The 20232-nt window shown below is 58.8% G+C and carries 19 protein-coding genes and 1 riboswitch; of the genes, 5 read left to right on the top strand and 14 right to left on the bottom strand.

The annotated features are described in order from the left end of the window. Positions 1 to 30: 30 nt before the first annotated feature. Positions 31 to 867: an amidohydrolase family protein gene (locus tag AC6ROY_RS02550; RefSeq protein WP_500098392.1), complete on the bottom strand. Its 837-nt coding sequence runs from the start codon at positions 865 to 867 to the stop codon at positions 31 to 33. A gap of 142 nt (positions 868 to 1009) precedes the next feature. Here AC6ROY_RS02550 and AC6ROY_RS02545 point away from each other — a divergent pair, with 142 nt between their 5' ends. Then, complete coding sequence (locus tag AC6ROY_RS02545) at positions 1010 to 1891, top strand: AraC family transcriptional regulator (protein ID WP_500098391.1); 882 nt, start codon at positions 1010 to 1012, stop codon at positions 1889 to 1891. 60 nt (positions 1892 to 1951) lie between these two features. Here AC6ROY_RS02545 and AC6ROY_RS02540 read toward each other — a convergent pair whose 3' ends face one another. From AC6ROY_RS02540 to AC6ROY_RS02510, 7 genes are all read right to left on the bottom strand, one after another. After that, entirely contained in the window at positions 1952 to 3238 is a 1287-nt protein-coding gene (locus AC6ROY_RS02540; protein ID WP_500098390.1) for an SMI1/KNR4 family protein, read from the bottom strand. A gap of 459 nt (positions 3239 to 3697) precedes the next feature. Then, entirely contained in the window at positions 3698 to 4441 is a 744-nt protein-coding gene (locus AC6ROY_RS02535; protein ID WP_500098389.1) for a nucleoside phosphorylase, read from the bottom strand. Next, complete coding sequence (locus tag AC6ROY_RS02530) at positions 4442 to 5077, bottom strand: sulfite oxidase-like oxidoreductase (protein ID WP_500098648.1); 636 nt, start codon at positions 5075 to 5077, stop codon at positions 4442 to 4444. It abuts the gene before it with no gap. A 104-nt stretch (positions 5078 to 5181) separates the two neighbouring features. Further along, the gene (locus AC6ROY_RS02525; protein ID WP_500098388.1) at positions 5182 to 6105 is read right to left on the bottom strand and encodes an ABC transporter permease; all 924 of its coding nucleotides are present in this window, start codon (positions 6103 to 6105) and stop codon (positions 5182 to 5184) included. Further along, positions 6089 to 7156, bottom strand: a complete 1068-nt coding sequence (locus tag AC6ROY_RS02520; RefSeq protein ID WP_500098386.1) for an ABC transporter permease — start codon at positions 7154 to 7156, stop codon at positions 6089 to 6091. The genes AC6ROY_RS02525 and AC6ROY_RS02520 overlap by 17 nt, the downstream gene beginning before the upstream one ends. Next, entirely contained in the window at positions 7149 to 8780 is a 1632-nt protein-coding gene (locus AC6ROY_RS02515) for an ABC transporter ATP-binding protein (RefSeq protein WP_500098385.1), read from the bottom strand. Before AC6ROY_RS02515 ends, AC6ROY_RS02520 begins: the two co-directional genes overlap by 8 nt. Positions 8781 to 8878: 98 nt before the next feature. Further along, positions 8879 to 9922, bottom strand: a complete 1044-nt coding sequence (locus AC6ROY_RS02510; RefSeq protein ID WP_500098384.1) for a BMP family lipoprotein — start codon at positions 9920 to 9922, stop codon at positions 8879 to 8881. 353 nt (positions 9923 to 10275) lie between these two features. On the opposite strand from AC6ROY_RS02510, the gene AC6ROY_RS02505 reads away from it, so the two are divergent. Then, positions 10276 to 11850: a flagellar assembly protein A gene (locus AC6ROY_RS02505; RefSeq protein ID WP_500098383.1), complete on the top strand. Its 1575-nt coding sequence runs from the start codon at positions 10276 to 10278 to the stop codon at positions 11848 to 11850. A 32-nt stretch (positions 11851 to 11882) separates the two neighbouring features. Continuing rightward, positions 11883 to 13778: a GAF domain-containing protein gene (locus tag AC6ROY_RS02500; protein ID WP_500098382.1), complete on the top strand. Its 1896-nt coding sequence runs from the start codon at positions 11883 to 11885 to the stop codon at positions 13776 to 13778. Between the two features lie 127 nt (positions 13779 to 13905). Here the strand turns inward: AC6ROY_RS02500 and AC6ROY_RS02495 are convergent, their stop codons facing one another. Both AC6ROY_RS02495 and AC6ROY_RS02490 read right to left on the bottom strand, forming a co-directional pair. After that, complete coding sequence (locus tag AC6ROY_RS02495; RefSeq protein WP_500098381.1) at positions 13906 to 14472, bottom strand: nitroreductase family protein; 567 nt, start codon at positions 14470 to 14472, stop codon at positions 13906 to 13908. A gap of 27 nt (positions 14473 to 14499) precedes the next feature. Continuing rightward, positions 14500 to 14952, bottom strand: a complete 453-nt coding sequence (locus AC6ROY_RS02490; RefSeq protein ID WP_500098380.1) for a FecCD family ABC transporter permease — start codon at positions 14950 to 14952, stop codon at positions 14500 to 14502. Here AC6ROY_RS02490 and AC6ROY_RS02485 point away from each other — a divergent pair. Next, positions 14917 to 15399 (top strand): helix-turn-helix domain-containing protein, encoded by a 483-nt coding sequence (locus AC6ROY_RS02485; protein ID WP_500098378.1) that lies wholly within the window; start codon positions 14917 to 14919, stop codon positions 15397 to 15399. The genes AC6ROY_RS02490 and AC6ROY_RS02485 overlap by 36 nt on opposite strands. Further along, on the top strand, positions 15371 to 16015 hold the full coding sequence (locus AC6ROY_RS02480; protein WP_500098377.1) for an ABC transporter substrate-binding protein: 645 nt from the start codon (positions 15371 to 15373) through the stop codon (positions 16013 to 16015). Before AC6ROY_RS02485 ends, AC6ROY_RS02480 begins: the two co-directional genes overlap by 29 nt. Positions 16016 to 16114: 99 nt before the next feature. On the opposite strand, the gene AC6ROY_RS02475 is transcribed toward AC6ROY_RS02480, so the two are convergent. The 4 genes from AC6ROY_RS02475 to AC6ROY_RS02460 all read right to left on the bottom strand — a co-directional run bounded on the left by AC6ROY_RS02475 (position 16115) and on the right by AC6ROY_RS02460 (position 20083). Then, positions 16115 to 17155: a glycoside hydrolase family 88/105 protein gene (locus tag AC6ROY_RS02475; RefSeq protein WP_500098376.1), complete on the bottom strand. Its 1041-nt coding sequence runs from the start codon at positions 17153 to 17155 to the stop codon at positions 16115 to 16117. Between the two features lie 331 nt (positions 17156 to 17486). Continuing rightward, positions 17487 to 18371, bottom strand: coding sequence for a C40 family peptidase (locus tag AC6ROY_RS02470; RefSeq protein ID WP_500098375.1), 885 nt, complete (start codon positions 18369 to 18371; stop codon positions 17487 to 17489). Then, positions 18372 to 18513, bottom strand: a riboswitch (cyclic di-AMP (ydaO/yuaA leader). A gap of 209 nt (positions 18514 to 18722) precedes the next feature. Beyond that, positions 18723 to 18872: a 50S ribosomal protein L33 gene (gene rpmG, locus AC6ROY_RS02465; RefSeq protein ID WP_500098373.1), complete on the bottom strand. Its 150-nt coding sequence runs from the start codon at positions 18870 to 18872 to the stop codon at positions 18723 to 18725. After that, positions 18869 to 20083: a GTP-binding protein gene (locus tag AC6ROY_RS02460; protein WP_500098372.1), complete on the bottom strand. Its 1215-nt coding sequence runs from the start codon at positions 20081 to 20083 to the stop codon at positions 18869 to 18871. Before AC6ROY_RS02460 ends, rpmG begins: the two co-directional genes overlap by 4 nt. Positions 20084 to 20232 lie beyond the last annotated feature (149 nt).

The raw sequence follows: 20232 nt of genomic DNA, 5'->3' as shown, positions 1-20232 counted from the left end.
GAGGCCTTGAGCCAGCCTTCAACCTAACCTTCAGCCGATGCGGTAAAATTCAGCCGCATTTAATCCAAACAACCGCGCGCGCTCGGCTTCCCCGTAGCCCTTGGGCAGCGCCCGCTCCAGCACATCCGTCAGCTCGTCATAGCTTGCCGCAAGCAGACACACCGGCCAGTCGCTGCCAAACATGACGCGATCCGGGCCGAAGCAGGCCAGCGCATGGCGAATATACGCAGTAAACTGCTCAGGCTGCCAGGACGTATGCTCAGCTTCCGTCACCATCCCCGACAGCTTGATGTACAGCTTCGGATGCTTGGCTGCCAGCTCGGCGAGCTGGTCGGCCCATGGCTCCGTAATCCCGTCCTTGATCCGCGGCTTGGCAATATGGTCAATGACGCCGCGCAGTCCCGGAACCCGCTCCAGCAGCTGCGCCAGCGCGTCAAGCTGATGAGACACTAGCAGCAAATCAACCGGCACATCCCGCTCCGCGAAAAAAGTTAGCGCTTCCACAACAGACGGCTCCAGTACCGCGTAAGCGTCGGGCAGCTCCTGAATCATCATCCGGAAGCCGACATATTTGGAATGCCCGGCATGCCGTTCATAATGAGCGCGCCACTCCGGGTCCGCCAGATCCAGCCAACCGACGACCCCCGCAATCGTGTCCTCGCGTTCAGCCAGCTTCAATAAAAAATCCGTTTCGGCAAGCGTAGGCGCCGCCTGGACGAGAATCGTCCCGTCAAGCCGATGCTGCTGCAGATGAGGCTTGAGATGTTCGGGCAAATAATCCCGGTACAAAACCGGAAGCTCCGGCGTAATCCAGCCGTAGTCGCCCCGGTCGATCCTCCAGTAATGCTGATGGGCATCGAGACGCATTATCGTTCCTCCCTATTCATAGTCTCTTTTCATTCTACCAGCAATTTTGCACGTATAAATAGCGAGAATTTGCAACTATATACTGTATTTTGATATAGTTTGAGCCATATCCGATAGCAAGCGTCAACGGAGGAAAGCAAGCATGAATCCTGTTCAGAAAACGTTCGATACGTCCTCCTCATTTCCATTTGCTTATGTATACCGCGAGACCAAGCAGCTGCAGGCCGAGCTGCCGGACCATGTACACGACTGGGTCGAGCTGGTCTACGTGTACAGCGGGCAGGGCACCTTTTTTATCGACCAGTCGTTTTATGACATGAACGCGGGCGATCTGTTCCTCGTTCCGGGCAATACGATCCACCGCGCATTTCCCGATCCGGATAACCCGGTTACCTCGACCGCGATTTTTTTCCATCCCCGGCTGATCACCCAGCCGCTCGCCGGGCAGCCGTTTTCCTACTTGAGCCGCTTCGAGCAGGCCCGCAAGGAGCGGCATTACAAGTGCGAGCAGCTGCCGCTGGAGCAATCCGCGCTGGAAGCGGTGCTGGACGAGCTGCAGCAGGAGCTGCTGCTCGCCGAATACGGCTACCGCCAAGCCGTTCTGCTGCTGCTGCAGCGCCTGCTGCTGACGATGGCGCGCAACGAATGGAAATCAGCCGCACGCGCGTTGCGTCAGCAGGAACCGCCGATCGGCCCTCCCTGGATGAAGCAAATTTTGCAGGAGCTGGACGTCAGCCTGAGCGACAATCCTCTCAGCCTGTCCACGCTGGCCCGCCGCGCCGCCGTCTCTCCCGCGCACTTTTGCCGGACCTTCAAGCAGCTTACCGGCCTGAACGTCACCGCCTATGTGACGATGAAGCGGATGATCCGCGCCAAGGAGCTGCTGCTCCAGACGGACGCCAATATCGGAGATATTGCGCCGCTTTGCGGCTTCGACAGCCTGCCCCATTTTCACCGGATGTTTAAGAAAATCGTCGGCGAGACGCCGGCGGCCTATCGGAAGAAGTCGCAGGGACTGGAGTAAGCTCGGCCAGCAATCGAAGCGAAACCGGTGGTGCGATGCAATGATCATGAAATAATCAGCCTACAGCTGCAAAGCATCTACTTTGCTTAGAGCGTCTGCCACAGCCTGTTTTTCTTTTTTGAGCACCATCTGGCTCATTAGCCGCTCCAGCAGCTGCTTGACTTGTGTCCGTTCAGCCTCGGTACGCAGCCAGCGGTGAGCATCCGGTATTTTGGAAACAGCCGAAATTACGACCAGGCCTTGCGCCGTACTTCCACTTAGCCAGCGGACAACATCCTCCGCCTGTGGTTCAGAGCAAGCAAACAGCTCATCCCAGCCGCCGAGAGGAAAAGCAACCTTGTCCGCCATCCAGGCAATCGTTTTGCTGGTGCCGAACGGCTTCAGCAGCCGGTTTGCCTCATAGCCGTTTGGCTTGCCGTCAGCCCAGGAGCCTTCAAGCTCCGTACGTACAAGCGCCAGCCCTTCATCTTGAGGCAAGCAAACAGCGGACACATAAGCTCTTGCCGCCGAGCTAAACTGATCCGGCACAGCATCCGACCACAGCGACCTGACCCAGTCCGCAGCATGCTCACGGCATACCTCGCCGGCGAGCCGCACCAGCCTCTCCTGAATGCTGCAGCTTTGCTCGCTTCTGATTCGCTCCTGGAAGGCGGCAAGCACCGCCTGGGGCGCAAATGAACGGTACGCCTCCAGCACCGCTTGATCAGCGCCTCGCAGCTCGGTGTAAAAAACAAGCTGCGGCAGCGAAAGCATTGCCTGCTCCAGCGGAAGCGTCAAAAAATCGCACAGCCAGCTTATCCAGCGCTTGCTGCTTTCGAGCGCCGTGTTTAAACCGGAATCGTCGCAAAAATCCGCGTACGCATCCTCTTCAGCGCCGATGCAGCCAAGCTTCGTAATCTTGTCCAGAAATTCGTCTAACGACGGCGCCAACAGGCGAAATTCCCCTGTCTCATGCCCCCAGCTTACGACGGACGGCTGACCGTCGCCTGCCAGATCAAGCAGCAGCTCGTCCCCGTTGCGAGCCGGGTGCAGCCGCAAATACCGCCTTTGGTCCATCATGGCCTCATCGCCGAAATCTGGAAAGTCCAGCCACTCCAGATTCCAGCCGACACTGCCGGACTGGGCCCACGGGCAAATCGTTTCGCTCGGCAGCCTCCATGACAGTCTCAGGCTGCTTCCCGCCGATTGCAGCAGCATACGCAGCTGCTCGGGCAGCTCCACGCCAAGACGCGCTTTCACCGCAATCAGATCCGCTTCCGATGCAGCATTGCCAAGCTCCAGCCGTGTATACGCTCCCGCTTGCTCCATACCGTCCATAAGCCGTGTCCATTGTTGTTTCCATTGCATGATTTGAAGCTCCATCTCATATCCCCCTTACAAGTCCGAATGAACGAGTTTTCAATAAACACTTCTTTCTTATTTTACCATTAAGCTCACCTGCTTTTACTAATTTCCCTACAGCAAAGCAAGCCTGATTGCGATCGAAACGGTTCTACCTTACAAGCCCGAATAATCGAACAAGCCTCGCCATGATCGTTCAGCCCGGCCCGAGCCGCCGCGCGCTTCCGACTTATACGACAATAAAGCCTTTCGACCCCATTCCAATCAATGGGCCGAAAGGCTTCTTTGATTTACGAACCGCCAACTTGCTTCACCTCGGCGTCCCGCAGGCGCGAAACAGCCGTTCCTGCAGCAGACCAAGATGCTGACCGCTGTAAAAGTAGGGCTTTCCCCCTGCTGCGCACCAGCTCGTCCAGCCAGCAGCCGTACCGGACTCATTCCCGCCCGGCCAGCCGCTCCGCCCGCTTACACTGCGCTGTCGTCCGCCGCCAGCCGGACAACTGCCGCAATCGCGGCGTTGATCTCACGCTCGACCGCCTGGGCGACCGTATCCGTGTGCGGATCGTACACATCCTTCAGATCGGCATCGGCATAGCCGTCCAGCGCCACAATCGCGCCCGCCCGCGCGCCGCGCAGCGAGGCGATCACGTACAGCGCCGCGATCTCCATCTCGACGGCGAGCACGCCCGCCTGCTTGTACTTCGCGTGCGGAAACTCCTCCACGCCGAGGAAAAAAGCATCCATCGTCAACGTAATGCCTCGGCCCACCGTGCCGCCTGCGGCTGACGCCGCTTCGTACAGGGCGCGGGTCACCTCCGCATCCGCCACCGCCGGAAAGCCGAGCGGCACGAGCTGACGCGTCAGCCCTTCCTCACGCACCGCCGCCGTGCTGACAACGAGGCTGCCGGTCGGCAGCTCCGCGTGATACGACCCAGCCGTCCCGACGCGGATCAGCGTCCGTACGCCGCCTTTGATCAGCTCCTCGAAGCAAACGGCCGCGCCCGGCGAGCCGACGCCATGGCTTGTCACCGTAATCGGCACGCCGCCGGATTGGCCGACGAAGGTCCGATATTCACGGCTGAATGCCAGCTCCCTGACATCGTCCAGCTTGCGGGCGATTTGCTCCGCCCGGAACGGATCGCCGCACACAATCGCATAAGGCGCAAGCTCCTCCGGATTTACTTGCAAAATAGGCAGCTGCCTGGTCATTTAGTCAAACTCCTTTCGCTCCCACTCGTCTTCGGGAATCGGCAGCGCCTCGCCTGAGAAGCGCTGCTCCTCGAACGGATCGGCTGTATGGTGGAAGCCGTTGCGCTCCCAAAATCCGGCGCGGTCCTCCCGCATAAATTCAATGCCGCGCAGCCACTTGGCGCTTTTCCAGAAGTAGCGGTGAGGCACGACCAGACGCAGCGGCCAGCCGTGCTTGGGGCTCAGCGGCTCGCCGTCATACTTGAACGCCAGCAAAACATCGTCGCCCAGCAGCTCGTCCAGCGGCACATTCGTTTCGTAATCCTGGTCGGCGTGCAGCATCACGTAACGGCCCGCAGGCTTGATCTGCATCAGCTCCAGAAAGTCGCGGAACCGTACCCCTTCCCACGCCGTATCCAGCTTGGACCAGCGGGTTACGCAATGAATATCGCAGACGACGCGGGTTTGCGGCAGCGCCAGTAGCTCCTCGAACCGAAACGTCCGCTCCTGCTCCACCTCGCCGAACACCCGCAGCGTCCATTCGTCCAGCTTGTAGTCCGGCACTTCGCCTTCATGCAAAATCGGGAAGCGCTCGGTGACCACTTGTCCCGGCGGCACCCGGTGCGCTAACGCCGCGTCGACGACCGGCACCCGCATCTGCTTGATCCGGTCGGCCTTGGTGCTTTTTTTCGTCGCGCCTGCGGCGGCCTTTACGTCTTCTTTATCAGATGTACCTTCTGTCATTTCTGCATATCCTCCTTTTATCGGGAGCTGCCGTTCGCCTTACGGGCCTCATCCATATAGCTGTTGGTGCGGAAAAACAGCAGCGCCAGCAGCGTGACCACATACGGGAGCATCTGGGTAAAATGTGTCGGCAGCGAGAAGCCCTGCAGCCGGATACTCAGCGCGTCCATCAGTCCGAACAGCAGGCTGGACGCCATGACGCCAAGCGGGTTCGACTGGCCGAGCATCGTCGCCACAAGCGCGATAAAGCCGCGTCCGGCCGTCATCCCTTCCGTAAACATCGTCACCTGACCAAGCGACAGCTGAGCGCCGGCCAGTCCGCAAAGCACGCCGCACAGCAGCACCGCGAGCACTTGCATCCGCTTCACCTTGATGCCGATGCTGGCGGCGGCAACCGGATTTTCGCCGACGGCGCGCAGCCGGAAGCCGGTCACCGAGCTGAACAAAAACCAGTGCAGCCCGAACGCCAGCGCCAGAGCAAGGTAGACAAGCGGCGAATGGCCGGACACGATCGGCCCGAGCACGGGAATGTCGTGAATAAGCGGAATGTCCCATTTCGGCAAGCCGACCATATTTTTATCGTAAAAAGCGCCCTTCACCTTGAAGATCGCCTGCAAGCAAAACGCCGTCAAGCCAAGCGCCAGGAAGTTAAACGAAATCCCGACAATGATGACATTCGCCCGCAGCTGAATGCTCATAAACGCAAACGCAAGCGAAAACAGCAGCGTCACCGCAATTGCGATGACCACGGCGAGCAGCACATTGCCTGTAAAATGGTTGCCGACAATCGCCGCGAACGCCCCGACAAGCACAAAACCTTCCAGACCGACATTAAACAGCCCGGCCCGCGAGCAAATCGCGCCGCCCAGCGCCGCCAGCAAAATCGGGGCGACCATCCGGAGCATCGCATTAAACAGCGTCACATCAAACAGATGCTCCATGGCCGTCCCCTCCTTTCTTGCGTTTCCACCATGAATACGTAAACTTTGCAGTGACGAATAAAATGAGCAGCGATTGAATCACGCTGGAGATCGCCAGCGGCACCTCCGTGTTGCGCTCAACGCCCATTCCGCCGGTTTGCAGCGCCGCCAGCAGCACAGCCGCTACAACGGTGCCCAGCGGATTGGCTCCGGCGAGCAGCGCGGCCATAATGCCGGACCAGGCGTAGCCCGGATTGGAAATCATGCCGTCCACATACCGGTATTGCGTGCCCAGCACCTCGACCGCTCCGGCCAGCCCGGCGATGCCGCCGCTGGCAAACATACCGGCCAGCATCAGCCGGCCGCGATTAACCCCGCCATAGGCGGCAAACAGCGGATTGTAGCCGAGCATCCGCAGCTCGTAGCCGGACACGGTGTACCGCATAAACCATGCCAGCAGCACAGCCAGCACGATGGCGATGACAAACCCTGCGTGCATGGTCATGCCTTCGAGCAGCTTGGGCAGCCACAGGCTGTTGTCCACCATCGCGGTCTGCGCCAGCGCGGCCGAGCCCTTCGTATCCTTGAGCGGATACGCGACAAGATACCCCGCGAACAGCGCCGCAATATAGTTCAGCAGCAGCGTTGTAATGATCAGGTTCATCCGGAACCGCGCATCCAGCCAGCCGGCCAGCGCCGACCAGAGACCGCCGGCCGCGATCCCTCCGAACAGCGCAGCCAGCATCTTGACCAGCGGCGGCGCAGGCAAGTACAGCGAGATCAGCGCGGTCGCGAGCGCGCCGAAAATCATTTGCCCCTCGGCGCCCATATTAAAAAATCCGGCCCGGAACGCCAGCGCCACCCCGAGTCCGACCAAAATGAGCGGCGTAGCCCTCGTCAGCGTATTGGTCACATAAAAGCTGTTGCCGAAGGCGCCCTTCCACATCTGCACATACGTATCGGTGACCGAGCCGCCGATCAGCGCAATCGCCACCGCTCCGCCCAGCAGCCCGATCATGACGGCAATCAGCGGCTGCAGCCAAGCTGCAGCATAGGTTTTCCAGTTAGACACGAAGCTCGCCTCCCGCCATCAACAAGCTAATGGACTCCTCTGTAGCGTCCTGTGCGGACAGCTCCCCGGCAATCCGGCCCTCATACATGACGACAATCCGGTCGGACAGCTTTAATATTTCCGTCAATTCCGATGAGATCAATAAAATAGCCCCCCGCTCGCTGCGCTTCCGCAGCAGCTCCTCGTGAATCAGCTCCATCGCCCCGATATCGACGCCGCGCGTCGGCTCCGCCGCAATGAGAAACGGCTCGCGTCCCGCCAGCTCGCGCGCCACGATCAGCTTCTGCAGGTTGCCGCCGGACAGCACCTTCGCCTTCGTTTCCTGCGAGCCCGCCTTAATCTGAAAGCGGCTGATCCAGTCGCCGACCAGCGCCCGCAGCTTCCGGCTTGCCAGCAAGCCGTAACGGGCATAGACGCGGTGATGTCCCATCATGCCGTTTTCCAGCACGGTGCCGTCCTTGGCTGCGCCCCACTGGTAGCGGTCCTCCGGAATATGCGCCAAGCCGAGCGCCCGCACCTGCAGCGGCGAATGACCCGCGATATCGCGGCCCAGCAGCCGAATCTGCCCGCCGTTCAACGGCTGCAAGCCCGCGATCACCTGGATCAGCTCAGATTGCCCGTTGCCGGAAATGCCTGCGACGCCAACGATTTCGCCGGCCCGCACCTGCAGGCTGACGCCGTTCAGCAACGGCTTCCCGGCCGCGCCCGGCTGCTTCGAGCCGTGCGGCTTGGCTTGGGCTTGCGGCGATCCCGCGCCGGACAGCCTTGCCTCCGGCGGCTTGGCCGCCGCGCGCCGCGCGGTCGCCGCCTTTCTGCGCGTCCCGCTCCGGCCGCCGCCATGCAGCGTGGCCTCGTAGACGTCCAGCACAACCTGGCCCGGCTGCGACTGCGGCTTGACGTTATCTGCCAGCTCGCGGCCGACCATCAGCCGCGACAGCTCCTCAACCGTCGTGGCTGCGGTGTCCACGGTGCCGGTCACCCGGCCGTCGCGCAGCACCGTCACGCGGTCGGCCACCTCCATCACCTCGTGCAGCTTGTGGGTGATGATGATAAAGCTTTTGCCGCGGGCGGCCAACGCCTTCATCGTCGCCAGCAGCTCGCGGGCTTCCAGCGGCGTCAGCACGCCGGTCGGCTCATCGAGAATGATCAGGTCCGCGCCCTGGTACAGCACCTTCAAAATTTCTACCCGCTGCTGCAGACCAAGCGGGCAATTCGCCACCTTCAGCAGCGGATCAATCGGCATCCGGTAGTCGGCGCACAGCTGCTCCACCAGCCGCGCCGCCTGCTTGCGGTTGAAGGAGGGTCCGCGGGAAGGCTCGCGGCCGATCACGATATTTTCCGCCACGGTGAACGACGGGAACAGCATGAAGTGCTGATGCACCATCCCGACGCCTGCGGCAATCGCATCAACCGGCGAGGCAAAGGACACCGTCTGTCCGCGCAGGCGGATCGTGCCTGAGGTCGGCTGCTCCATGCCGTACAGCATCCGCATCAGCGTCGTCTTGCCCGCCCCGTTTTCACCGACCAGCGCATGAATCTCGCCTTCCCGCAGCGTGAATTCGACCCCCGCATTTGCCGTTATCGTTCCATAGGTTTTTGTGATTTGACTCATCTGTAGCAGCATGCAGGCTCCCAGGCTCCTCTCCCCGGACATGCGGAAACTGCCTACGTCGCCGTAAACAGTTTCCGTTGTCGCGTTATGCAGTTGCAATCGTTTGACCGTTATTTCAACGGATCACGCACTGTAATTTTACCCGCTACGATATCGTCGCGGATCGCCTTCACTTTGTTCACAACGTCCTGGCCGATGAACGGGCTAAGCGGCGACTTGCTGTCCTTCGTTACGAAGGTCAAGCCTACGCCGTCCTCCTTCAAGCCGTAATCAACAGCGCCGAATTTAAAGGTGCCGGCGGCAAAATCCTTCACCGTCTGATATGCAGCCGTATCCGTGCCCTTCAGCTGGGACAATACGATATGCTCCGGATCGGTAACCGTCCGGTCGATATCTTGTCCGGAGGTGTAGAAGCCCTTCTCCTTGGCAGCTTCGAATACGCCGAGATCGCCCACGGCCGCCGCGCCTGCGATAAAGTCAGCGCCTTGCGCGAACTGGGTCAGCGCCAGCTCCTTCGCTTTCGCCGGGTCAGAGAAGCCGCCGACGTAATTCACGATGAACTTCGCGTTCGGGTTCGTCGATTTCAGCCCTTCCTGGAAGCCGACGGTATATTTTTTGATCAATGGAATATCAACGGCCGCGACCATGCCGACAACATTTTTCTTCGTCGCCAGGCCAGCCGCTGCGCCGAGCAAATACGCGGCTTCATATTCACGGAATACAACGCTGCGCACATTCGGCAAATCAACGACGGTGTCGATAATCGCAAACGATTTTTTCGGATTTTCCGCAGCCACCTTCTTCAGCGCATCCTCCGACTCGAAGGAGCTGGTCATGATCAGATCGTAGTTGTCGGCGACAGCGGCGCGCAAATTTTGCTCAATCGCACTGTGATCGGCCGATTCAACCGTCTTCACTTCAACGCCGAACTCCTTGCCCGCTTTTTTCGCTCCTTCATCCTGCTGGGCGAAAAACGGGTTCAAGCCGATTTTCTCCGGTGTGATCAAAATAATTTTTTTGGCCGACTTCGTGTCCGGCGCTTTGGTTTCAGTTTGTGTGCCAGCCGCAGCGCCTTCGGGCGCAGCAGGCTTGGCCGACGAGCAGCCGGTCACCAGCAAGGCAACGGCGAACATGGACAGTATTGCTTTTTTCATCTTGGTTTCTCTCCCCGGTCCGATATAGAATGGTTGCTTTCATATAACCTAGCAAATAACTCGGATATAGTCAACGGATATTTATATCAATCGACAAATTCAGACAAGCAACCTCTCTACCATACCATAACTGAACGTCAAGCTCCAGCTTTTGTCCTGCCGTGAACAAAGGCGCCCGGACCCTTTCGGACCTTTTTCTTACCTTTGTTTACGATCCCTTTACCATATATAGGGTTAACATCCTGATTATCTCGCGATTCTAAAATTTTTTTGATATTTACGTTTTTTTTGTGTGACAAAGTACCCCCTGATGATGGAAAATAAAAGTATGATATCCGAATTGGAGGAACACCATGGAGTTGTTTCGCAATGACTGCTTCACTCTGCAGGCCCAGAATCAACAAGTGTTTATGACCGTGTTTGCCGCGGGCTTCCCGATCAAGGATTTCGAGCTTGTGCTCAAGCAGCAGCCCCGTGTGCAGATGACCAGCTTCGCCAAGCTGCGCGATGCGCTGCTGCAGGCTGCCTCCGTTCCCGTCGAGATCGGCGTGCTTCGTCCGCAGATCGAGGTCCAGATTAGCCGCGACTGGATGGAAGCAACGCTCAAGCTGAACATGACCGCCGAGGAGCTGGAACAGCAGCAGGCCAGCATCGTCGATCAAGCCGCAGCCGAGCTGAAGCGGCAGCATATTACGGAAGGCATTTTGTTTGACGCGCTGCATGATCTGCCGGTTCAGCAGCCCGTTGTTATTGCCCGGGGCATCGAGCCGGAGGCCGGACAGGATGCGGTGCTGACCTATTACAGCTTATCCGACCGCAAGCCCGCACTGCGCCAGGACGGGAGCGCCGACTATTATGAGATGAGTTTTATTGACGAGGTGCAGCCGGGCGAATGGCTCGGCGAGAAAATACCCGCTACGGACGGAATCGACGGCCGCAATCTCAAGGGGGACCGGCTGCCCGCCGCCAAGGGCATGGACAAGCCGCTCCAATACGACAAGCAATATATTAGCGAGCAGTGGGAAGAAGACCGGTTTGTTCTCCGTTCCCAGGTGGTCGGCTCGGTGTACAAGGTCGGCACGCAGCTCAAGGTCGAGGAGCTGCTGCTGGTGCAGGGGGATGTCGGTCCGGAAACCGGCAATCTGGAATATGACGGGGCCATTAAAATAACCGGCACGGTGCATGACGGCTACTCGGTTAAGGCCACGAAGGATATCAGCATTTTAGGCGAATCCGGCATCGGGGCGGTTGACCTGATTTTGTCGGAAGCCGGCGATATTTACATCAAGGGCGGCTGCTTCGGCAAGGAACGCGCTGTACTGCGCGCTGCGCGCCATGTGTATATCAAGCACGCCAAGGACTGTACGATCGAAGCCGAGGACCATATTCACATCGGGCTGTACGCGATCGGCTGCCAGCTGAAGGCCAAGCATATTTTGCTGGATAAAAAACGCGGCAAGCTGATCGGCGGCCATGTGCATGCCCGGGTTCAGCTGACGACCGGCTACATCGGCAATGAATTCGAACGGCCGACCAAGGTACAGGTCGAAGGCTTCGACCGCAGCAGCATCGTCAAGCAGATCGACGAGGTGCTGGCCGAATACAAGCGGCTGTTGCAGGAGCTGGAGCATTGCCGCCGGGAGGTTGTCATGTACGAAGGCTACGCCGAGCTGCTTACCGAGGAGCAGCAGCAGGAGTTTGCCGACTACAGCAAGCGGTACGAGCAGACGGCATCTGACCTGCAATATTTGGAGGAGCGGCGGCTCAGCCTGATGGCTTATATGAACGCGAAGGGCGACGGCGAGGTTGCCGTCTTTCAGAAGGCGTACCCGCGAACGATGCTGCAGATCAAGGAAATCGAAAAGCTGATTTTGGACAGCACAGGCGGCTTTTTCTACGTTGACAAGGACAAGTTTGTTCAGGAATAAGGAACAGCCACTGCGAGGAGGGCTCAGCACTTATGGAACAGCAAAGCATGTCGTACCGGTTCGAAGGACTCTTGCACGCCATCGAGTTTTTTACCCAGCGCTTTGATACGGAACAGCTTTCGAACTATTCCTTTGAATTCGTCAATGAAATTTTGACGCTGAACGCCTCTGCCCTGTTTGTGCATGACGGCTACAAATTTGCGCTGCGGCAAAAACGGCTGTACGCGCAGATCGGCAGCAGCTATGTCATTCCGGATACGGATAAAATGAAGCAGCTCGTACTGTTCCGCGGGCATACGATGACCCGGGGCTTCGAGCATTTTCTGGAGCCGGGCGACATCGAACGGCTGCAGATCAAATGGCTGATGCCGCTGATGGTCGACGAACGGCTGCACGGCTTTATCGTGTCCAACGGCAACATTTCCGGCCACTTCTCCGACAACGATCTGGTTATGTCCAATACGCTGATGCGGCTGATCAGTAACTCGCTGGAAAACAGCTGTCACCTGGCGCAGCTGCAAGCCTCCAATACCAAGCTTGATCAAAAAAACTTCAATCTGTTCGCCATCAATCAAAGCACCAAGGTGCTGCTGTCGGAAATGTCGCTGGACAACCTGTACGCCATCGCCACCGATGTATTCAGCGAAGTGACGGCCAGTCAGGTAACCTCGTTTGGCATTGTCGACCCGCTAACCGGCAAATTAAAGATTACCGGCTTCCGGGACGTGTTATCCTACAACCGTTACTACGGCGAATTCGAGCTGCGGTCGAGCCAGTATACGGGGCCGGTTGTGCTGCACACCGGGCAGGACCGCGACCGGCTGACTGACTTGTTTGCCGATCCGCAGCAGCTAAACGAGCTTCAGGCGGAATACGTCATCCTGATTGTCCAGCAGCGCCTTGTAGGCATGGTGACGCTCAGCAAGCCTGTCAATGACGAACGAAGCTACGACGAAGCGACCTTCGAGCTGATCGAGTCGCTCGCCAATTCCAGCCTGATTGCCTTATCCAACGCTAATCTGTTCGCCGAAGCGAATCTGCAGCGCAACCGCGCCGAAAGCAAGCTCCGCCTGCTGATGCAGTTAAACCGGCTGGTCGGCAATGTGAACGAATCGGACAACCCGGAGGAGCTGTGTTACTTCACGCTCAAGACGCTGCGCCTCGCCTTTGGCGTCCGGAAGGCGCTGATCTGTCTGCGCGAGGGCGAGGTGTACCGGGTAGCCGAGCACATCGGCTTCACGCCCTCTGCCGAGCCATTCGCCAGCTCAGGCGCTGCTCTGAAGGGACAAGCCGTGCTGCGGCTTGACGAGCTGTCGCCTTCGCTGCTGGACGGGCAGCTGCTGTGCGACTATACGAGCCGCGGAGCCGACCGTTACCTGCCTGCGTTCGCTGCGGATTGGCTGACCGCCGATGCGTCCAATTGCTGTGTCATCGCTCCGCTGCGGGTGGCGAACGAACGCGTTCGCCGGGAAAATCCGCATCCGCTTGGCTTGCTGCTTATTTTGGAAACCGATAACAGTCTCCAGGAGGAAGACACGCTGCTGCTCGATACGGTCGCCAAAAATATTTCCCCCATTCTGCATCAGATGCTGGCTGCCCGTGCCGTCCAGCAGTCGCACAAGCGCGACGACCGGCAGGCGCTGCTCGGCGCGCTCAAGCAGCGGATCGCCGATTGGGAGGCGCTCGGACTGGATTACTACTTGTACTATAAGCCCTATCGGCTGCATCCGTTTGCCCCGGACAGCTGGCTGGAGCAGGAGCAGGACGAGCTGAGCGCGCAAACGATTGACGCCAGCGGCCGGGAGCCGGAGCTGTACGCCTTCGACGGGCATTTGTTTGCCATCACCTATGCCCCCGCGCTGGACGGCCGCTGGCAGGAAATTGCCGGCAAGCGCGAGCTGGATCAGGTGCAGGCTTTTGCCTATTAAGCCTACTAAAAAACCAGCCCTGTCCGCGTTCAGCGAACAAGGGCTGGTTTCAAGTTTTACGTTTTAAATCCTGCGTTTTGCGTTCTACGTTTTTTCGTTCTACGCTTTTCGTCCCACATTCCGCCAACTACGCGTCAATCACGGTCAGCTTTTCCTCCGCAGCCGTACGCAGGCGCGGGGCCGGGACCACATCGGGATAGCCGATATGCAGCACGCCGATCACCTTTTCGCCAGGTCCGATGCCGACCGCCTCCCGAAAGGCCGGAGCGTGGATATACGTGTTCGTTTTCCAGACGACGCCAAGCCCCCGCTCACAGGCAGCCAGCTGAAAGCATTGAATCCAGCTGCACACGGCGCCGAAATCCTCTTCCCGCTGCTTCTGCCGGGGGTCCTCCTGCATCGTCACGATGAGATGGACCGGAATAAGCTGAAAATCGCGCAGCCGCTGCTCGGCGTACTTGTCCTTTTCTTCCGCCGACATCGCCCCGATCACAGCGCTGGCGAGCCGGTCGCGCCCCGCCCCGACATATTGCACAAACCTCCACGGCTCGCGCAACCCGTGATTCGGAGCCCAGTTGGCGATGTTCAGCAGTTCCAGCAGCAGCTCCTGCGGCACAGGGTCTCCTTTAAACTGCCGAATCGTTCGCCGCTCCTGAATAAGCCGGGCCATCGCCGGCAGTTGAGCTGTTTCCATAGCGCCTCCTCCTTCATCCGTTCTGCTTTAATCATTACGTCGCTTGTACAGCAAATACAACATATATGGAGCGCCGATGACGGCAATCATGATGCCGCACGGAATTTCCGCCGGCGCAAACAACGTGCGGTCGAGCAGGTCAGCCAGCATAACCAGCAACCCGCCTATCAAGGCGGCAGCCGGCAGCAAGCGCTTCGATGAAGCACCGGCCATGTAACGGGACAAATGCGGAGCCATCAGGCCAACAAATCCGACGGTGCCCGCCATCGCCACGGAAGCGCCGGCCAGCCCGACGCTGATCAAAAGCAGCAGCAGACGGACGCGCTCCAGCCGGGTTCCAAGTCCGACCGCAATCGCGTCGCCGAGCCGGATCACCTCAAGCTGTCTCGCCAGCAGCATGCATACCGGGAACAGCACAGCCAGCCACGGCAGCAGCGGCCATACATGCTCCCAGCTCCGGCCGTACACGCTGCCGCTCATCCGAAGCTTCAGCTGCCCTCCGGCTCCGACTGGTCCGGACAGCTCGCTGCCCTGCATCAGACGTACCAGCAGGAGCCAGTCGGTTCATTGGCGTTAAACGCCCATTTCCAGCAGCTTGTTCATCAGCTCATGAACCAGACCGAGCCTGCGGACGACAGCCAGAACGCCGGGATCGAACGTTCTCTGGACTACATCCACCTGCATTACGCCCGGAAAATCAGACTGGACATCTTGGCTGACCTGGCAGGGTTCAGCAATACCGGCTATTCCCGGGAATTTAAAAAAATACTTGGCGTATCGCCCGTTGAATATGTGAACCGTTACCGACTGCGCCAGGTCCAGCATATGCTGGCAAGCCAGGCTTATTCAGTCAAAGAAGTGGCGGCAGCGAATCGCCAGCCCGCAGGAGCAGCAGAATTTGCTGGCCGAAGCGATCACCAAGCTTGAGCAAGCCCGACCGGACCTGATTTTGTGCGATGAGCGGCACCATGGCTTTGAAGAGCAGCTGAGCCGGATCGCTCCCGTCTTTTTGATTCCTTCCCAGACGATGAACTGGCGGCTTGTCCACCAGAGGCTGGCCGAAGCTGTCGGCCGGGAACGGAAAGCGGAGCTGCACTTCCGCAGTCTGGACAACAGGCTCAGGCGCGCGCGAACGCTGCTGCAGCGCAGCTTCGGCAGCGAGACGGTCACCGTGATGCGGGTCGTCAACCGGCTGATCCGGATTCAAGGCTTGCGCAACCATCCGTTAAATGAATTGCTGTGCGAGCAGCTCGGGCTGCGGCCCGGCTATTATGTGCATCCGAGTTTGATGAATTTGGAGTTTTCGCCTGACCAATACCAGGACCTTGGAACCGATTATCTGTTTATTTTTGAGCCGGAAGCCGGAACGCCAAATGCTTCGGTATGGCGGCAGCTGCAAACAACGCCCGAATGGCACGCCAGCCTCGCGGTTTCCCGCAGCCGGACCCGGTTTACCTCCAACTGGGCGATGCTCAGCTGGTCCCCGCAGGGCAGAGCGCAGATCGTAAATGAGCTTCTCGCCTTGAGCGCCGTCGCCCGCTAAAGCAAGCACGGGCGGCGTGTTTGTCAGGCCGGTGCTATCGCCTTTCCTCAATGTAAAAAACACATGCTCCGGCACTGGCTCCGAAGCATGTGTTTTAGGTTAGCGGCCGAGCTGCTCGGCCAGCAGCATCAGCACAAGACCTTGCCCGTACAACGTCGGGTACTGCGCGATTTCCTGATAAGCCTCCACGGTCTCCATCACCGGCGTCCCGCCGGATACGCCGGTTACCTCTCCCGAGGGCAGCGCCTTCGTCAGCACCGCCGACAGCGCCCGATCAGCCGCCTCCAGACATCCCGGGTCCAGCATATTCAGCTTGACCGCCTTCAGGATGCCGCAGGCGATGCCTGCGCTGCCGGACGTTTCCGGGTAAAAGTCGGCCCGGTCCATCACCGTCGCCCACAGCCCATCCGCCTGCTGGAAGCGAATCAGCCCCTGCATCAGCCTTGTGTAGCGTGCTGTCACCGCAGCGGGAATCGGGGCAAGCTCCCCGACCATCATCGGCGTCGCAACCGCAATCCAGGCGTTGGCGCGCGTCCATCTTGCTCCGGACATAAAATGGCGCTCGCTGCAGTTCCAGCCGTGAAACAGCACCCCGGTGTCCGGGTCCTGCAGCAGCTCCAGGTGCAGCTCCAGCTGGCGCAGCGCCTCGGCGATATAAGTCGGGTCTCCCGTCAGCCGTCCCATCCGGGCCATAAACAGCCCCGCCATAAATACCGTATCGGCCCACACCTGCTCCGGAAAGCTCACGTCCTCCGTCACCGTGTGCTCCCATGCGCCCTCCCTTGTCCGTGGCGCCTCATGGATCATCCAATCCGCCACCCGCCTAGCCGTCTGCAGCAGCACAGGGTCCCCTGTATGACGGTACAGCTCAGGGAAAATGGCAAACGGCGCCATCGAGTTGATCACCTTGTTTGCTTCCGCCTGCTGCAAATGGTCCGTGGTCCATCGAATCAGCGTGTCCAGAATGTGCGGCTCCCCAAGCTGCTCGTAATAAGCCAGCATCGCAATGACGCCAACCCCCGGTACCCAATCCCAATGATGAATATCAAGTCCCCAGTTCCCCCGGTGATCGGCCAGCATATACGCGTACACCCGTTCGGCGGTTTGCCGCCATTGTTCATGCTCTGCGAGCTTGACCATTGCGTCGTCCTCCCTGGTTCAAAGGCTACACTATATGTATGAGCGGCGACGCGTTCAGATGAGTCGCAAATATACAACAACTTTTCCCACTCCTGTCATACGTTCAATGGCCTGTTCCTTGCGCCCGGTCGTTTTCGTTGCCCTCTGCTGCTTGTCCATTGCCAGTTGTCGCTTCGTTTAAGCAAGCTGCCAGCCGGGTAAACCTAAAATAAACCCGCCATCAGGCGGGTTCAGGCAGTCCTCCGGCTGCGAAAGCCGGGGACGGTGTATGTTTGTTCGAAAAGCAATCGTCATCCATTTCAAAAGGCCAGGCCGGACAATGTTCAGGGGGTCAGGCGCCGGCTGCAACCCGCTTGGCTCCCACATACCGTTTGCCCCAATAGCCGCCCGTCAAGCTGGCGAAGGAAACGCCCGCCGAGGACACGGAGGAAATAAACTGGCCGTTCCCTGCATAAATGCCGACGTGAAACACTTTGTTTTTTTCAGCGAAAAAGACCAGATCGCCTTCCTGCAGGTCCGTCACCGTTTGATCAAGATCCGCATACATGTCGGCAGAGGTACGGGGCAGCGAAACGCCCTTCTGTTGAAAAATGTAGCCGACAAATCCCGAGCAATCGAAGCCATTCAGCGTTTGTCCGCCATACACGTAAGGGGTGCCCACATATTGCGCAGCCGTTTGAATAAGCGACGGCGCCGGAGGGGCAGCCGCAGCCGGGGCTGGATTGGCTGACTTATACCAGGCTGGCGCATGGTAGTTGCCGTCTTCATTAATGATGGCGATCCGGTTGCTCGCATCCCACTGAACACGGTAGCCGAACGTTTCCGACACAAACCGCAGCGGCAGAAACACGCGCCCCTGCTCAAATCGGGCCGGCGTATCCATGGCTACCGGTTTGCCGTTGACGATCGCTTGCTTGTCTCCCGTTTGCAGCTGGATGGTTTGCTTGTCGCTCGTCAGCGTCACCTTGACCCGATCGGCCTCCTTGCTCCACTCCAGCTTGTAGCCGAGGTTTTCGACCAGCAGGCGCAGCGGAATTTGCAGCGTATTGGCCGTGTCAATAAACGGCTGCGCATCCGGAAAGTTAACCAGACTGTCATTGACCTGCACCTTGACTTCCGTTGAAGCGGCATGCGCCGACGTAGCGGCATAGCCGGAGACGAGCCCGGCAGCCGTCAGTGCGCATGAGAAAACAAGCGTTTTGTAAAAACGGTTCAAACGTATTCCTCCTGTAGCCTTCGAGGTTAGTTGACGGATTCGGAAGAGGTCGCTCCCTAGCTCGCTGGCGCAAGCATTCACCCCAAGTAAATCATCCCCCGTACCAGCCCTTCTGCTGAGCTGGATTCGGCCGTTTAATGTTGCTTGCTGTGCGGCAGCAAGGTTTGGACACAGAAATAAGCTCGATATGCAGCAGGCACATTGCCGCAGGCTCCCATTCAAGATCAGGAATTCCCACGCTTTCCCGCTTGCATACAGGGCTTATTCATGCAAGTCCCATTATAGAGGCCCGTACGGTAAAGTTCAACTAACCTGCGACCTATCCTGCAGGGCCCCCTTGTGCCGACAACCCTATCTCGTCTCGCGGTGCAAGGTCACACGTTTGAGGCGAGGGCAATACTTTTTAAGCTCCATCCGGCCTGGATGTGTTTTTTTGTTCTTGCTCGTCGTATAATTGCGGTCGCCCGTCTCGGTGCAAGCCAACGTCACAACAACTCTCATCTTGCATTCACCTCCCCCAGCTCCGCAACGGCTCCTGGGAACGGGTCTGCAAACCGGCTCCAAGGCTGCCCCAGCTCTTCGTCCGTCAGCAGCGCCGCATCCAGCGTTGCGGTAATCGCTTCTCGATCCATGCCGATCCCGATCAGCACCAGCTTGTTGATCCGATCCCCATATACCGGATGCCACGACTTCGCCAGCTCGGGGTCCTCCTGCAGCAGGCTCACCCGTTCCGCCTCCGGCAGCGCCGCAACCCAGTAGCCCGCCGGGCCAAATTGAATCGACGGTCCGGCCTGACTGAGGCTTTGTCCCATCTCGTTGCGGCTGGCGAGCCATGCCATCCCTTTGGCCCGGACGACCTCGGCGGGCCATTCCACCATCCAGCCCATCAGGCGCTGCGGATGAAACGGCTTGACCCGCTCGTAGACAAAGGAGGTGATCCCGTATTCCTCCGTTTCCGGCGTATGCTCCGGCTTCTCCAGCTCCTGCATCCAACCGGCCGATGCGCTCACGGCTTCAAAATCAAACAGCCCGGTGTTTAAAATGTCCGACGGCTGCACAACGCCCTGCTCAGCCCGGATCAGACGGGCGCGAGGCTGCAGCTTGCGCAGCACCGCCTCCAGCTCATCCAGCTCGTCCGCATCGACCTTGTCGCATTTATTCAGAATCAGGACGTCGCAAAATTCGATCTGATCAATCAGCAAGTCCACCACATCTCGCGTATCGTCCTCGCCGACCGCCTCGCCGCGCTCCAGCAGCGTTTCGCCGGAGGCATAGTCATGCCAGAACCGATACGCATCGACGACGGTCACCATCGTATCAAGCCGGCAATATTGGGACAGGTCAATGCCGCTCTCCTCATTCACATACGTAAAGGTTTGCGCAACCGGCAACGGCTCGCCAACTCCGGTCGATTCGATCAGCACATAATCAAAGCGGTCGGCTTTGGCCAGTCGCTCGACCTCGCGCAGCAAGTCCTCCCGCAGCGTACAGCAAATACAGCCGTTGGACATCTCGACAAGCGTTTCACTGGTGCGGGACAAGCCCCCTCCGTCGCGAATCAGCCCGGCATCTATATTCACCTCGCTCAAATCATTCACGATTACCGCTACCTTCAACCCGTCGCGGTTATGTAGCACGTGATTGAGAATTGTCGTCTTGCCCGCTCCCAGATAGCCGCTCAGCACCGTCACCGGAATTTGCTTTGTTGTCATCCTGTTGCTCAGCTCCAATTTGTAATTTTTACGAATAAATGTATTGTACAAACAAACGCCGGCTCTGTCAACCGGCAGGGGAAAAATCGGTATCGAGCGGTCGCGCTCCTTGCTACAAGCAAAAAGGCAGCCCTCAGGCTGCCCGCATA

This window comes from Paenibacillus sp. sg306046 (genome assembly GCF_059821225.1).
This window is presented reverse-complemented; position numbering and strand designations above follow the sequence as displayed.

Coding starts and splice junctions, on each gene's coding strand:
- AC6ROY_RS02475 (WP_500098376.1), bottom strand. CDS start 17,155: ATGGTCAAGCTCGCAGAGCATGAACAATGGCGGCAAACCGCCGAACGG.
- AC6ROY_RS02460 (WP_500098372.1), bottom strand. CDS start 20,083: ATGACAACAAAGCAAATTCCGGTGACGGTGCTGAGCGGCTATCTGGGA.
- AC6ROY_RS02545 (WP_500098391.1), top strand. CDS start 1,010: ATGAATCCTGTTCAGAAAACGTTCGATACGTCCTCCTCATTTCCATTT.
- AC6ROY_RS02530 (WP_500098648.1), bottom strand. CDS start 5,077: ATGCGGGTGCCGGTCGTCGACGCGGCGTTAGCGCACCGGGTGCCGCCG.
- AC6ROY_RS02490 (WP_500098380.1), bottom strand. CDS start 14,952: ATGAGCGGCAGCGTGTACGGCCGGAGCTGGGAGCATGTATGGCCGCTG.
- rpmG (WP_500098373.1), bottom strand. CDS start 18,872: ATGAGAGTTGTTGTGACGTTGGCTTGCACCGAGACGGGCGACCGCAAT.
- AC6ROY_RS02525 (WP_500098388.1), bottom strand. CDS start 6,105: ATGGAGCATCTGTTTGATGTGACGCTGTTTAATGCGATGCTCCGGATG.
- AC6ROY_RS02515 (WP_500098385.1), bottom strand. CDS start 8,780: ATGCTGCTACAGATGAGTCAAATCACAAAAACCTATGGAACGATAACG.
- AC6ROY_RS02535 (WP_500098389.1), bottom strand. CDS start 4,441: ATGACCAGGCAGCTGCCTATTTTGCAAGTAAATCCGGAGGAGCTTGCG.
- AC6ROY_RS02540 (WP_500098390.1), bottom strand. CDS start 3,238: ATGCAATGGAAACAACAATGGACACGGCTTATGGACGGTATGGAGCAA.
- AC6ROY_RS02485 (WP_500098378.1), top strand. CDS start 14,917: ATGCTCCCAGCTCCGGCCGTACACGCTGCCGCTCATCCGAAGCTTCAG.
- AC6ROY_RS02505 (WP_500098383.1), top strand. CDS start 10,276: ATGGAGTTGTTTCGCAATGACTGCTTCACTCTGCAGGCCCAGAATCAA.
- AC6ROY_RS02500 (WP_500098382.1), top strand. CDS start 11,883: ATGGAACAGCAAAGCATGTCGTACCGGTTCGAAGGACTCTTGCACGCC.
- AC6ROY_RS02495 (WP_500098381.1), bottom strand. CDS start 14,472: ATGGAAACAGCTCAACTGCCGGCGATGGCCCGGCTTATTCAGGAGCGG.
- AC6ROY_RS02510 (WP_500098384.1), bottom strand. CDS start 9,922: ATGAAAAAAGCAATACTGTCCATGTTCGCCGTTGCCTTGCTGGTGACC.
- AC6ROY_RS02550 (WP_500098392.1), bottom strand. CDS start 867: ATGCGTCTCGATGCCCATCAGCATTACTGGAGGATCGACCGGGGCGAC.